Here is a 13,630-nt window from a genome sequence, read left to right on the forward strand (position 1 = left end):
AGGAGCTTATGGGAGAGAAGCAAAAAATCGAAGTAGAAACAGCGGACTTGGTTATCGTAGACACATGGAGGGCGCTAAGTAGAGGTAAGCGAATTGCAGGGCTACCTAAAGATAAGCGTGACAAGTATATTAAAAAAGTACAAAAGGATATTAAAGCAGCGCTTGAGTGTGCTAAAAAGAAACCAAAGTGTGGGAATCTACTTATTGGGGTTGATGTATTCTCTATGTCTAGTCTAGGCGAGGATGCGTTAGATAAAAAGAACACAAAAAGAGCGTTGGTTTGGTTAAAAGAACAAGATGAGACGACTGAGCCAATTATGAATAAATACCGTGAAATGAAAGAATGGTTTATCTGGGGAGTACGTGACCGTGGTTGGGCGTTTAATCTACTAGGAAATGAAAAATATTTCGATGGGGAGTTTCGCACAGCGGAGTCAGATACAGAGGATGCATTAAAGGTAGCAAAAGAGATGGTGCTGCGCTTTACGGACGAGGGCGGTACGGTTCTAGTGGTTAACGACTTTGAAGGAAGTGTTATGAAAGAAGCAATCGAGAGTACAGGTCGTGTATACGTATCTGGCGTTCGTGATAAGGAGACAGGGGGTTTAATTCATGCTTGAGGTAAATAAAATCCATAAAGGTGATACGTTTAAATTATTAGATGAAATTGACGATGGTTCTATCGATTTATTGTTCACTGACCCGCCTTACAACGTGTCGGTTAAAGGAACGAAAATGGCGTATGGTCATGGAAGAACGGGCATGGATTTTGGTGATTGGGATTATGGCTTTGATACAGAGGCTTGGATGAGAAAGGTACTTCCTAAAATCAACCCAGAGACAGGACAGGCACTTATTTTCAATTCTTATTTAAATATGGAGCTTATGGCAAGAATAGCCGAGGAAATGGGCTATATCGTACGTGGATTACAGTATTGGTATAAAACTAACCCTGTACCGCAGATGCCGAATAGGTTGCCGTTAAACGCCTTAGAAGAGGCGCTGTGGATTACAGCAACAGATACATTTACGTTTAATGTACGTGATGGACGTAAGGCTGAGGATGGGCGTTACGAGGCTTCTCCTCATGAAGACCAAGGGCGACGATTCCATACAACGCAGAAACCGTTCAGTATTTGGTTAGAGATAATGCGTGTACATAGTAATAAAGGGGAATTAATTCTAGATACGTTCTCAGGGTCTGGGGTAACAGCAGTATCTGCTGATGAACTAAGACGTAATTTCATCGGGATTGAGATGGATAATACGTATCATGAAAAAAGTACAAAAAGGCATCAAAAACACCGAAGAAAAGCAAGAAGTTTATGGGTATAGCCCGTTTAGGTTGGTTGATAAGAACCAACCTTTTTTATTTGGGAAAGGGTGGTAAACTAACGGTAGATAACAAGTTAAGGGGGAGTTTGTGTTATGTCACAAAGTTTAATCGCTCGCTACGAAACGGCGAAAAAGAAATTTTCAAATACGGAAAAACAGGCAAATAAAGTGGAAGCCCGTTTAGGGGTAAAGAAGGAAGAAGTTAAGACAAAGATAGAGGCGTTAGCAAAGCGTGGAATTACGTTTGAAACCAAAGAGGAACTGGATTTAATCATTGAGGAAAAGAACGAGCGTGTGCTTGAGATTGTAGAGCATATGGAAACGGCGCTTGATATGGAAGTACCTGTTGAGGATGTCACTACTGAGGAATCATCTAATGCGGGTGATGACGATGATGTGATGGACTTCGGTGATATGGTAGGTAACGATGGTAAGGTCGTCAATAATGATGAAGATGATGATGACTTTCCAGACTTTGAATAATATAACGGTAAATACAGAAAGGTAGTGCATGTATGGTTCAACTATTAAAAGAAAGTTTAGCGAACGGGTTAAAAACAGCAGGTAAAATTATCACAAATAAACGTATTGAGTTGTTGGATGACAATTACTTACGTGTAGTAAACAAAGATGGCGGTTTATACTTTGCTTCTGTAGGAGAAAACCACACGTTAGTACAAAAGCTTGCTGACGGGTTAGAGGATGCGGAGCAGGAACTATGTCTTGAATATGGCAAACTGCTTGCACCTTTGTCAGAACTAGGTGATGAGCTTGATTTCCAAATGCTTGCTGACAAGGCGCAGGTAACAAGTGGACGTATTGTGCTTAACTTCAAGGGTTACGAGGGCGATTCGGTATTGGATAAAGTAAACGAAGCAAAAGAAACAATCGACCGTGTTAAAGAAGATGGGGAGCAGGTTGTACGTGCAGAGTTCTTAGATGTCCTTTCATACCTGCATAGTTTGCGTGATAAAAACGCTGCTGATGATTTACAGGATATTTACTTTACGGACAACAAGTCGTTTGTAAGAGGTACACGCTTTGCAGTACGTATGGATTATTCTATTCCAGTCAATTACGGAATCAGCAGCGATGCTTCTGATACATTAATTTCAATGTTAGATAGTTCGGATGAGGAATACTTCTACATGCTGCTAGAGGATAATACGGTGTACTTTGTAGTAGGTGAGGATTTCTACCAAGTAGATGATGTAAACAGAGTCATTCGTAGGGTAAACGATAGCTTCAATGAATTTAGCGAAGATGTAAAGTTACCATTAAGTAAAACGGAGTTAGTTAGTTATGTAAAACTGGCAATTATCTTTACTGAAGATGATGAAGATATCCTGATTACGGTAGATAACGGTGTTGGAAAAATCAAGTCTGATAGTGAGAGTAATGAAAACGGCGATAACGCATCTGATGGTGAGTTTTCTGTTCCAGAAGATGTAGCCGATTTTGAAATAGCGGTTAACGGTGATGATATCCTTACAGTGTTTGGTGGTCTTAGTGGAACGGTAGCAGATGAAGTAGAGCTGCAATTGTCGTTAGATAGCGAGTTAGCGTATTTCCGTCACAGTAAAGGCGACTGCTTACTATCTATCCGTAACTTAGAAGAGTAAGGAGGTAGACAAGGTGAAAACGAGGGACAGGGTCGGTCGAATCTTTAAGAAATTGGAGACTATGCGTGAGGATTTACGTATGTCTGAGCATGAGCAACGTACCGTTGGTGGTTACGTTGCTCGATTTAAAAACAACATAAAAGAGAAGCAGGATAAAGTAGACTTATGCAATAAGACGTCGTTAATGTTCAAAAATATAGCGGATGAGCGTAACGAGGGTGCAAAACAGGCGCTTACAGATGTACTAAACTATGCGTTAGCGAATGTACCTTTAGAGCAAAGATATGAAGCACGTATTGAAGAAACAATCAGTAAGCGTTCGGGTAAGGAAATGGTGGTTATTCTGCGGGATATCGATTCCGGGCAGGAGCGCTCACTTAAGCACCAAACAGGTACGGCACTTTCACAGATTGTAGGCTTCCTGATGACGGTTATCGTAATCAAGTTTTCGGGCGCTAGTCGGGTTATTGTACTTGATGAGAAGTTGTCTGGGTTGCAGGATGAGGAAACAATTCGAATGTTCGGCGACGTAATCGTGGCGCTTGCTAAGAATGAGGACTTCCAAATCATTATGGTTGAGCATAAGAGTGAGCTAAAAACAGTCGAAGGGGTTACAGTTATTCCTCTTGTACTTCGAGATTACGAAAGAGGCTTAGAAGTCGCTTCGTAGGATGAAATTACCATTAAAAATTAATTGTAAAATATAGTAAAGTATCATAGGGAGTATCTGGTAAAAAAGGTATATTGCCCTATGATATTCTAATATTAGCGTATACGAAAGTACGGGATTGTAAAATTCTGCATGAATTTGTCAGATACGATTGTATTTCCTGCATGGGGATGTGTATAATCATATAGACATGGATGACAGGTGTGATTATATGATTGAGATAATTTTCGAGAGTTTGAGCATGGGAGGTAGCATTCTTGGATAAGACATCCATCCGAGTACGAACCGGACAAAGTATTAAGGATTTTATTCAGTTAGGAAGTCGGATGCGAAATATTGGGGTACTTAACGTAAAAATACGAAAAATTACTGACAGTGAAGTACATAGAGAAGTGTTAAATAAGTACTACCAATTATTAGTGGATACCAACTATTTAGGTAACGAAGCATATGAGGTTATGGTTTTAAGAAAGTCGTATAAGGAAATTCTTGAGTCATACCCAAACATAGCTGAAAGCTATTTACGAAATATCATATACAAAGAAGCAAAGCGTGTATTCAGTGAGTTAGGGTGCGACCCTTATCAAGCCATTCTGGACGGGGAACTTACAGATGAGGATGGTAAGGGACTAATTAACGTATTGCACAAGAAGATATTAGAAAATGGTAAACGTGGCGATGTAGCCTATGTTTCGACAGCAAATAATGTGCGGTATACATCTGCAGGGTTACTGACTGACCAGATGAATTTAGATTTTAAAAAGTATGCAACATTAGATGGTGATTATATACAGTCATTCAATGACGAGGAAATGTTCGCTGTGATTGCGAAGAAATTCCAGATACTATCAAAATCTTACTTTGATAATCTTATGAAAGATATCGATGAAAGGTTAATCGGGTACTATATGTACCTACTAAATACAGATGAAAAATTACTGACAGAAAAACAGAGGGGACAAAGGCAACAACTCAGAGAGGTATGGTGGTTGAGCGATGTTGATTAATGTGTTGGAAGAAAAGAAGGACAAAGCCGGTGCAAAAACAATAGCTTGGATTGAAGATAAGATAAAAATGGCAATTGCAAACGGAGATACAGATATTCGGGTAGATTTTTCCGGGGTATCTGTAAACGAGAATTTCGTCGAAGACTTAGCAAAACTTGCAGCAGTACACCACGTAAAACTCGAAGGGTTGGGTACAAAAGAGGGAGAAGTTGAAGCGTATGTAGCAACTGCGTTCTTCTTAAAAGCTACGCTTGGAGTTGAGGCGTTTGTCGAGTGGTTTGAGGAACGAGTAGCAGATGCGGACTATCCGTTAATGATTCTAGATTCACGAATTAAGGACGGCTCGGATGGTACGCTTAGTGTAGTAAAGCCGCTATACTTCCAAGATAACAAACTCGTATATCAGCGCTTGCAGACAAGGTTCTTAGAGCCTATCGAGTTAGAAAAAGCGGTGTTATCTGGGGAAGATATTTGGTTAACCGAATCTATGAATAAAATAGATATTGCGGATGATGAAACAGGCTTACGGTTTGCCTGTAACTCTAAAGAACGTACGATGCTTGATATCTTCTCTGGAATCCTTTGTAAGAAGGTAAAGGGATTCGTTCAGTAATGGGAAAGTGAATAAAAAACGGAAACCCTCCAATTTGGTAGAGAACAGATTGGAGGGTTTTTTCATGTTAAAAGAGAATTACGTATTATCATTCATACAAGACGAATTAGATAAAGGTACAGATGTTAAGTTAATTGAAAGTTGGTTAGCTATTGGTAAAGAAGCAATGGAGGCAATACAGCTTGTAAGAGAGACTGGGGAAACGTTAGGTTCAATTCTATCAGGAAACGAGCTAATTAAGGTATATCGTGCGGGTCTTACATATCCAGAGATTGCAGAACTAAAGGGAGTAACACGAGTTGCTGTAAGGTTAATGGTACATTCTGTGACAAAAGGTAACCTACCTAAAGTTAAAGAAGAAAACAGACTAAACAGACAAAGAATGCGTGATGCTATTCTACATCGAAAAGTTTGGATTGCTGTGCAGCTGCTAGGATTCGATGAGGCGAAGGAACAAAGCGGTTATTCAGAGTCATTTTTCCGTCAGCGTTACAGAGAAATGGAGCGTAATATGCGTAACCAGTTAAACCAAACGGTTTAGGAGGTGTTTGGGTTGCGTGATAAATTAGAAGATATTAAATGGTATATTCAAGACCATGTAAAGGAAATCGGTGGAATAGCGGTTATTGTATTTGCTGTTGTGGTCGCTGGGTTTATGTTATTTGGAGGTAAGTCAGATAAGGATAGTAAAACAGCACTTGCTAAAGAGAATACAAGGGCTGAAATGAAGCAACTAGAGGAGCGTTCGAACAGTTTGCGTGAAGTATTTAGCGAGATAAAAACTGTAAATCAAGGACTTACACCTGATAACCTTGTATTTAAAACGTCATTATATCTTAAACAGCCGTTTCTAGGTGAAGATGCGTTGCAGAATTACATTAATGACTACATCATTTCACTAAAGCAAAAACACAATGTAGACGGCAAATACCTTACAGGGTTAGAGCTAGATATTTACGATAGAAAAATTCTTTCCGACAAAGAGTTAGCGCCGAGAGCAAAGGTGTATTATATGCTTAAGGATAAGGAAGAAAAAGAGAAAGAAGAAAAGGACGAGAAGCCTAAAAAAGATGCATTAGGTAATGAGATAAAGTCCGGTAAGATACAGGTGGAGCGTCAAGTAGATAAGTTAAACAGTGTATGGGAAGAGACGGTTTCTCAAAAAGATGAACCGGATTACAAGAACTACGAGTTAATTATTACTGGATTTGAGCCTTTAAATAGGGATGTAAGCGTAAAACCGCTATCTGATGAAGAGTTTGCGTTCTATTTAAAATTAAACCAGTACAGTGCAATTACAGGTAGTTTAACTGGCGGGGCGCAACTTTACTTACAGTGGGACTTAGGGCAAAACGTATTTAAGGACGGTGTTGGTGCTATTCTTAAAGAGTTTAAAGCATTCAGCGAGAGACAAACAAAGCTAGGCGGGTTAGCGGACTACTACGATAGTGTGGATGTGTTGAAGAAGTCCTTAGCGATTGAGAGACCGCAGTTTCTTCTCTTTGCGGAGACAAAAGAGGTTGTAGATGGTAAGGAAGAGGCGCAAGCAAAACTTATCAAATTCAATCCAAATCTGTATACAGATGCGATTAAGGAAAACATCAATAAAGTATCTGAAGATATGCAGGATGGAAAAATAGAAAGTAAGGATGCTGCTAAAGACGGAAAAGGTAAGAAAAGCCCCGGGAAGCAAGGAACAGAATTAGAAGTTAACTATGATAAAAAAGAATAAGATTACTTATTGTTAATATAAGGAAAATACGATATAATAGGACACTGTAGGTCTGAATGCTGACCTGCATCGTTGTATATGTTCCTACCTATACGTTGGGGAGTTATACAAAGATTCAATTACCGTATATCTGCTGTGACTCTCATAAACTCTAAAGCAGCAGATTGTAGTTCGAGTACTGTACTTGAGCTACAGATGCAATAAGGGGGCATAACTCCCTTATTGCCCCCTTCCGTATGTAATATGTTGCTAGGACAGTAGACATAGATTATAATAAGTTGGTCTATCATATGAGATGGACATCTGTCATGTGTTGTGTTTTATAACTATATAGTATCGTGTTGGGAAGTCGTCCTTTGGGCGACTTTTCTTATTAGAACAGGTTAATGAACATGTATATAGACCCTTGATAAGAAGGCTGCTTTTTTAGGCAGTCTTTTTTGGTACACTAAGGTAAGATAAACAGGAAAAAGGAAGGGATTATATATGGCAAACGAAGTGGTGACAAGGATAGGTGATGCACTCGGTATTCCTTTTAGTGAAGAACAGGAAGCGGTTATTATGCACGAAGGTTCTCCCTTGAATGTTTTAAGTTGTGCGGGTTCGGGTAAGACAACGATACTGGTGGCGAGAATGTTGAAGCGTGAAATAGCGGATAAGGTAGCGCCTACAAATATGTTAGCAATTACATTTAGTAGAAAAGCAAAAGACGAAATGGAAATGAGATATAAACGCTCTAGACGTAAAATGGGTATGAAAGGTAGAGGAGCGCCTACGTTTAAAACGTTCCATGCGTTCTTTTTAATGTTACTGGCATCTGTGCCGGGGTATAAAAATATAAGTGTAGCTTCCGAAGGGAAGTTTAAATACGGGTTAATGAAGTTGATTCGTTCTGATGGCACGAGAGAGAAGGACGATATTTACGATGAAATGATGAGCTACCGTTCTCAAATTATCAATAAAGGTATTAGTCCTGATGGGGTTACGAATCTACCAATGAGCGATAAAATCTCTTTCAGTATAGATAACTACATTGAGGTTATGGAAAAGTATAAAGAAATGAAGAAAGCAGAAGGAGTCATTGATTTTGATGACATGCAGGTAGTACTTAGAGAGGCATTAGTTGAGCGTAAGGCTGATACAACGGTTCGAAACTTTAGAACGATTTTCAAGGATATTTATGTGGATGAGTATCAAGATATCTCACCAATCCAAACGGAGATTATGGAGCTGCTGATGGGTGAAAATACGTCAGGGTTTGTGGCGATTGGGGACGATGACCAGTCCATTTATTCATTCCGTGGAGCAGACCCTAAGTACATTATGGACTTCCTGTACCGTTATGTAGGGGCGAAGCGCTTGTTCCTGTCGGTTAATTACCGTTGTAGTCAAAATATCTTACATCCGGTTATTCCATCTATCTCGAGGAATATGAGTAGGGTTAGAAAGAGTATGGAGGCTTTCAATGAAGGCGGAGAAGTGTTAGGGATTCCGATGGGTAATAACTACGCAAAAATTGTAGATATTTTACGTGAAGATTTAGGAGAAGATGTATATCAGGGTGATGGGGCTGACGTTGCTATTCTGGTACGTCAGAACAGTCAACGTGTAATTATAGCGGATGCGTTAGCTGAGGCAAAAATACCTGTTGATATTATTTCAACAAAATGGTCGTTGCGGAACAATAAAATCTACAAGGTGTTAACTGGGATTGTAGATATGATTAAGAAGGATGATGGGGAGTTGTTTGCAGAGCATTGTAATAAAGTGTTCCCACATATCCATAAGCGACTATATGATGAGTACAAAAACGATATTAGACAAAGTTGGTATGAAAATGTTGTGGTATATGACTTCTATCATACACCTGCAAATTCTATCGAGTTAGCTAAGAAGATTAAGGGTAGTAACAATATGGGTAACTGTATCGGGTATGCTTGGAAGCTTCTAACACCTTACTACACAAGATTATCGGATAAAGGGTTCTACTCGATGGATAAGGTGAAAGGTGTTGTATCGTATGTATACCGTATTGCTAAAGGGGTATCTGTATTAGAGTTTAAGCAAAACGAAAAGAGAAAAGAAACGCTGTTAGCAGCAAATATCGGTTCGGGTAGCTTACAAATAAGCACATTACATAGTGTAAAAGGGTTAGAGTACGATATTGTGTATATGGTAGGTCTGGATAACGATTTATTCCCTTGCTTGGGGGATGAAGAGAATAATGAAGAGTTGGAAGAGGAAAGACGTTTATTCTATGTAGGGAGTACACGAGCTAAGAAAAAGTTGGTGTATGCTTACAACGAGAAAAATCCAACCATGTTCTTACAAGAGGTAGATGTAGATTTACCGAAGATAGTAAAGAAAGCAAACAGAGGGTAGAAAGGGCGACAGTAGTTGTCCTTTCTTTTTTTGTCGAAAGATGATGGTTATGGATATGTTCAGTCATCTGATAACTGAAGGTAGTCAGTAAGAGCAGTAGCATTCGATAAGTTTACTTGCTTGATAATAAGTAACGAGTATGAGGGTAAATAATATGGTACAGTCGAATTAGCAGGTAAATTTACTGAAAGTGAAAAGTAACTGAAAGTGAATATAAACTGAAAGTGAATATTTCAAAATGTAAAAGAATAATGTTGACTTTTCATATTTTGATGAGTAGGCTAAAAGTAGTCAGGTGAAAGAGCCTTACAGACTCTAGGGCTTATGAAAAAAGTAAATATCCTATACAAAAAGAAAAAGGATAATACCTGTTGACTAAAATATAAAAAAGTGGTATATTTTAGTCACAAACAAAAAACAAACAAACAAACAAAACAAACAAATCGTAGAGAATACCAAAACAAAATGGAGGGTTATTAAGATGGCAAAAGAATTAAAAGTTGGAACAGAGACAGAAATGCGTAAGTATCGTTTAGCAAACGGGGTTAGTGTGGCTGAGGTATGTAAAGAACTATTAATGCCTACTGGTTTATACTCCGCTCATGAATGTGGAAACCGTGAATATAAAGGGGAACGCTTAGCAGAATTTAAGCAAGACACATTTGATGCAATCAATAAGATTGTAAAAAAACGTAAAGAAGCAATGTACGATATCGAGCAAAATATGTGTGAAGACGATGATGATTCTGGCTTAATTTGGCAATGCCTTACAGATGAAATGTACAAGCAGGCAGTAAAATTACTGACGGAAGGTAAAAACCTAATCCAAGTGTGTGTACAGTTAGAAATTGATAGTTTAGAACTAGCACCTCGTTTAAAAGAGGACAACATTGACTATAAAAATGTGGATGCAGACCTGTATGAAACAATGTTTCCGGGCGATATCGACGTATTAGCTGCAGAAGCGTTATAAAAATAAAAGAAAAGTTACATAGTGATAAAGGGAAGGGAGAACCTTCCCTTTTTTTGATATACAATAAAATGAGATAGGACAGGAGGTAATAAGATGAAAAGAGAAGAGTTAGAATCACTACCCATTTTATATGCGAGGCAGTCGTATCATGGTGACGACATTCATATACGTGCCATACTAGGTAAGGAGCGGGCAGTACTTGTGTACTATAAGAAGGAGTTTCGTAAAATTTCCATGCTAACGGAGCGAGTTCCGGAGGGAACATATAATCAAAAGGTAGATAAAGTACCTTACATTGTTATTGAGGATGATGTGTATCCACTAGATACATTTAAGGAAGTAAACCATGAGTAGTTTGTTTAGCGATAGGGAGCCGATTCGAAATAAAAGAGTAGTTGGGTTTCCTGCAGTTAACAAGGTGCTTGTGTGTATGGTTGCGGTTGTAGGGATTTACATGCTTGCAGTTGGAAGCAGAATCTTAACTTTCACAGTTGTAACCAGTGTGGCTGTCATTATGCTGCCTATTTTGTTTACGGTTAGGGTCAGTAAACGCAAAGAAATGAATGCTATAAGATTGGGAATCATGCATAAAGTCCTATCGGTTGCGGTATTTATCGTACTGTGTGTTGTACTCTATGATTTTGTGCTGTATGCAAACTTACTTACACAAATTCAGTTTAGGTATAACGGGTACACAGCCATACATGACAGTGCAATTAATAGCGATGTGTCGGGGTTAAAGCTTATCAGTAAGCCAGTCGGCGAGAAGGTTATTGAGTTCCAATGTGAGGGTTGGAAACTTGTGAAATAAGTAAGAATTGAGGGATGAGGAGTGAAGGCACTAGATGTCGTACTAAAAAAGCGGGGGATGACGAAGGAAGATTTAAGGGAGCATAAAGAGGAAACGTTAAATTGGAAAGAGATGAGGAGCGTTGTAACCAAGGTAGCCTTTGAGGTTATTCTGAACGATAGCGTGGAACGGATTGGTATCCTTTATGACTGTGACGTAGATGGGTTGTTCAGTGGGCATATACTTGAGGACTTCTTAATTAGATTCGGTAAGAAGCCTGTAAGGTTCATGAACAGTGAGAAAAAGCATGGGTTACAGAAGGAAGCATTACGTTGGGTTAAAGAGCAGAAACTCGAGTGGTTGTTTGTAGTGGATGCAGGTTCTGGGGATACACGTGAGATTAATTTCTTGGTTAAGAAGTTAGGTGTGAAAGTAGTTGTACTTGACCACCATCCATACGATAGAAAAACACCTCTGGTTACAGATGGTGCATGGGTAGTGAATCCTATTGACCATGAGCATTTACCTCATTTATCTGGGTGTGGTGTTGTGTATCGATTCATCGAGCAGCTAGGTAAGAAATTTAAGGTTATGACTGAGATGTATGAAAAGTATGTAGGGGTTACAGTTCTTTCAGATATATGTGATATGAGGGATGCTGAGAACCGCTATTATGTGCGAAGAGCTTATGCGGAATACAGAGCAAACTATATGTTCAACCAGTTCCGTTTTTACGGGTCGTTCCGTTCGTTCTACGGCTACGGGTTAATTCCGTACCTAAATGCTTTAATCCGTATTGGTGAGGGCAGCAGGGCAATGAAAATGGTCAATAGTATGAATGTAAGGGCTAAGATGAATACGGTCGAACGTGATAGACAGAGAGTGAGAACAAGGCAGCAGGCTATGATATCTGAGTTGCTTTCTTCCGGTAAGTTGTTTGAGGAAGATGATTTTGTCTTACATCTTAGAAAGAAGAAACCTGAGCTGCGACCAATCGGAGGGTTAATGGCAAACGGATTTTTAAGTCAGTACGATAAGTCGGCGATGGTATTGTATGAGGAGCCGGAAACGGGGATGTGGGTTGGTTCTTTCCGAGGAATCAATTTTGATTATACAACTCTTCGGGAGTGGGGCTTTACAGCTGAGGGACATCCTCATGCATGTGGAGTCAAGGTTGATACAAATACGCTCAAAAAATTTAAGAAGCAGTTTAAACTAGAGGTAAGGAAAAAGAAAAAAGCGGATTTCCGTGCTGCTATTAGTGGGTTAAAGCGACAAACTTGGTTAACACTGGCTGACTTTAACGAAATGAGCGGGGCGGGAGTGCCTGAGGTTGTTATTGAACTAAAAGAGACGGTTAGAGATGCGCTACGTGTTGAAATCGTAAGTGATAAACGTAAAGATATCTTATTCCCAGATGGGACAGTGGTAGTAGACTTTACTGGTAAAGAAGAAGATACAATTTTAGTTACACCTGCATTGGCGAAAAACGGGTATCAGCTAATTAGGGCGTAGGTAAAAAGCTAGGAGGTTTTAAGGATGCAGATGGTGGAATTTGCTACCTGCAGGCGTTGTGGGAAAGCATACAAGGGTGTATTTATTGTAGAAGTCGATGGTACAGTGCATTGCACGGACTGTAAGAATCCTGAAAAGGTAGCTGAGGATATTATGTGGGAGGATTCAAGTCCTGACGATGCACAAAGATTGTATAGAAGGGTTAGCGACATGCTGATTCGTGATATTCAAATACTATATCCGCAGTATGAAATAGGGAATGAGTCTTACATTCTCCGATTCTATAAAGAAGGAGAGTTTGACCCAGAAAAGCTATACTTCATGGGGAACTCAATTGATTTAGCCGAAATCGGACATCGTGCAGTGTATGCATGTTTAGCGTATTTAGATACAGGGGCAACAGAGTATAGCAAAATAGCAGAACGAGTTGTGTACTTGTATATGGACTTGCGCGAGAGGTTGCTAGATGAGGAAGAAACGGCTGAGTTTTGGAGAATTCTAGAGAGTGAAGATATGGATAAACTTTATCGTGAGTTTGGATAAGGAGGTCTAATATGAGATTAGACGATACATGCTACCTTGTAGGGCTTGGAATCCTTGCTTGCTTTGAGTTCTTTTTCGCTATACCTCTTATGCTAGACTCGTTGATTAACGCCCAAGCGACGTGGGCTGTAATGGCTGTAGGGGTTGCACATGTCTTTATGTTAATGTATGCGAAATCGGGCGTTGTAGAGGTCGAGAAAGGGTCTATACATGTGTTAGGGATAGCAGCTGCTGCAATGTCGTTTATCCCAGTATTGGGGTTTATACTGCATGTGCCTGTTACATACCAAAGCATTAAACACATACTTAAGGTGATGAAGCCAAAGCAAGAGGTCGAGGAGTTAGGGGTAAAAGACTCAGTAACGCTACGAGAACGGCTTGGAAACTGGTTAATTAGTAAAGGTAATAAGTGATGGGAGCGTTCCGAAAGGGCGCTTCTTTTTTATTT

At 39.5% G+C, this 13,630-nt stretch carries 16 protein-coding genes; all 16 read left to right on the forward strand.

What is annotated here, in order from left to right; all coding sequences use genetic code 11:
- Positions 1-8 precede the first annotated feature (8 nt).
- The 16 genes from ACYFX0_RS18165 (at position 9) to ACYFX0_RS18240 (ending at position 13,595) form a co-directional block, all read left to right on the forward strand.
- Positions 9-620, forward strand: coding sequence for a hypothetical protein (locus ACYFX0_RS18165; RefSeq protein WP_460271139.1), 612 nt, complete (start codon positions 9-11; stop codon positions 618-620).
- Positions 613-1,335 (forward strand): DNA-methyltransferase, encoded by a 723-nt coding sequence (locus tag ACYFX0_RS18170; protein WP_460271141.1) that lies wholly within the window; start codon positions 613-615, stop codon positions 1,333-1,335. Before ACYFX0_RS18165 ends, ACYFX0_RS18170 begins: the two co-directional genes overlap by 8 nt.
- A 93-nt stretch (positions 1,336-1,428) precedes the next feature.
- Positions 1,429-1,818 carry a hypothetical protein gene (locus tag ACYFX0_RS18175; protein ID WP_460271142.1) on the forward strand — a complete coding sequence of 130 codons (390 nt, stop codon included), beginning with the start codon at positions 1,429-1,431 and terminating at the stop codon, positions 1,816-1,818.
- A 32-nt stretch (positions 1,819-1,850) separates the two neighbouring features.
- Positions 1,851-2,957 (forward strand): hypothetical protein, encoded by a 1,107-nt coding sequence (locus ACYFX0_RS18180; RefSeq protein ID WP_460271144.1) that lies wholly within the window; start codon positions 1,851-1,853, stop codon positions 2,955-2,957.
- A 13-nt stretch (positions 2,958-2,970) separates the two neighbouring features.
- Complete coding sequence (locus ACYFX0_RS18185; RefSeq protein WP_221660117.1) at positions 2,971-3,627, forward strand: P-loop NTPase family protein; 657 nt, start codon at positions 2,971-2,973, stop codon at positions 3,625-3,627.
- Between the two features lie 257 nt (positions 3,628-3,884).
- The gene (locus ACYFX0_RS18190; RefSeq protein WP_440027866.1) at positions 3,885-4,634 is read left to right on the forward strand and encodes a hypothetical protein; all 750 of its coding nucleotides are present in this window, start codon (positions 3,885-3,887) and stop codon (positions 4,632-4,634) included.
- Entirely contained in the window at positions 4,624-5,247 is a 624-nt protein-coding gene (locus ACYFX0_RS18195; protein ID WP_221660128.1) for a hypothetical protein, read from the forward strand. The genes ACYFX0_RS18190 and ACYFX0_RS18195 overlap by 11 nt, the downstream gene beginning before the upstream one ends.
- 64 nt (positions 5,248-5,311) lie before the next feature.
- Positions 5,312-5,788 (forward strand): hypothetical protein, encoded by a 477-nt coding sequence (locus tag ACYFX0_RS18200; RefSeq protein WP_221660134.1) that lies wholly within the window; start codon positions 5,312-5,314, stop codon positions 5,786-5,788.
- Positions 5,789-5,800: 12 nt separating this feature from the next.
- On the forward strand, positions 5,801-6,979 hold the full coding sequence (locus tag ACYFX0_RS18205) for a hypothetical protein (protein WP_460271147.1): 1,179 nt from the start codon (positions 5,801-5,803) through the stop codon (positions 6,977-6,979).
- 486 nt (positions 6,980-7,465) lie between these two features.
- A complete protein-coding gene (locus ACYFX0_RS18210; RefSeq protein WP_221660140.1) occupies positions 7,466-9,361 on the forward strand; it encodes an ATP-dependent helicase in 1,896 nt (631 codons plus the stop codon).
- Positions 9,362-9,842: 481 nt separating this feature from the next.
- Complete coding sequence (locus ACYFX0_RS18215) at positions 9,843-10,334, forward strand: hypothetical protein (RefSeq protein WP_460271149.1); 492 nt, start codon at positions 9,843-9,845, stop codon at positions 10,332-10,334.
- Positions 10,335-10,427: 93 nt separating this feature from the next.
- A complete protein-coding gene (locus ACYFX0_RS18220; protein WP_460271151.1) occupies positions 10,428-10,688 on the forward strand; it encodes a hypothetical protein in 261 nt (86 codons plus the stop codon).
- Positions 10,681-11,145: a hypothetical protein gene (locus ACYFX0_RS18225; RefSeq protein WP_460271153.1), complete on the forward strand. Its 465-nt coding sequence runs from the start codon at positions 10,681-10,683 to the stop codon at positions 11,143-11,145. Before ACYFX0_RS18220 ends, ACYFX0_RS18225 begins: the two co-directional genes overlap by 8 nt.
- Positions 11,146-11,166: 21 nt before the next feature.
- Positions 11,167-12,639: a DHH family phosphoesterase gene (locus ACYFX0_RS18230; RefSeq protein WP_460271154.1), complete on the forward strand. Its 1,473-nt coding sequence runs from the start codon at positions 11,167-11,169 to the stop codon at positions 12,637-12,639.
- Between the two features lie 24 nt (positions 12,640-12,663).
- Positions 12,664-13,182, forward strand: a complete 519-nt coding sequence (locus ACYFX0_RS18235) for a hypothetical protein (RefSeq protein WP_221660164.1) — start codon at positions 12,664-12,666, stop codon at positions 13,180-13,182.
- Between the two features lie 11 nt (positions 13,183-13,193).
- The gene (locus tag ACYFX0_RS18240; RefSeq protein ID WP_460271156.1) at positions 13,194-13,595 is read left to right on the forward strand and encodes a hypothetical protein; all 402 of its coding nucleotides are present in this window, start codon (positions 13,194-13,196) and stop codon (positions 13,593-13,595) included.
- The last annotated feature ends 35 nt before the right edge of the window (positions 13,596-13,630 follow it).

Source organism: Bacillus sp. NEAU-Y102, from assembly GCF_054788175.1.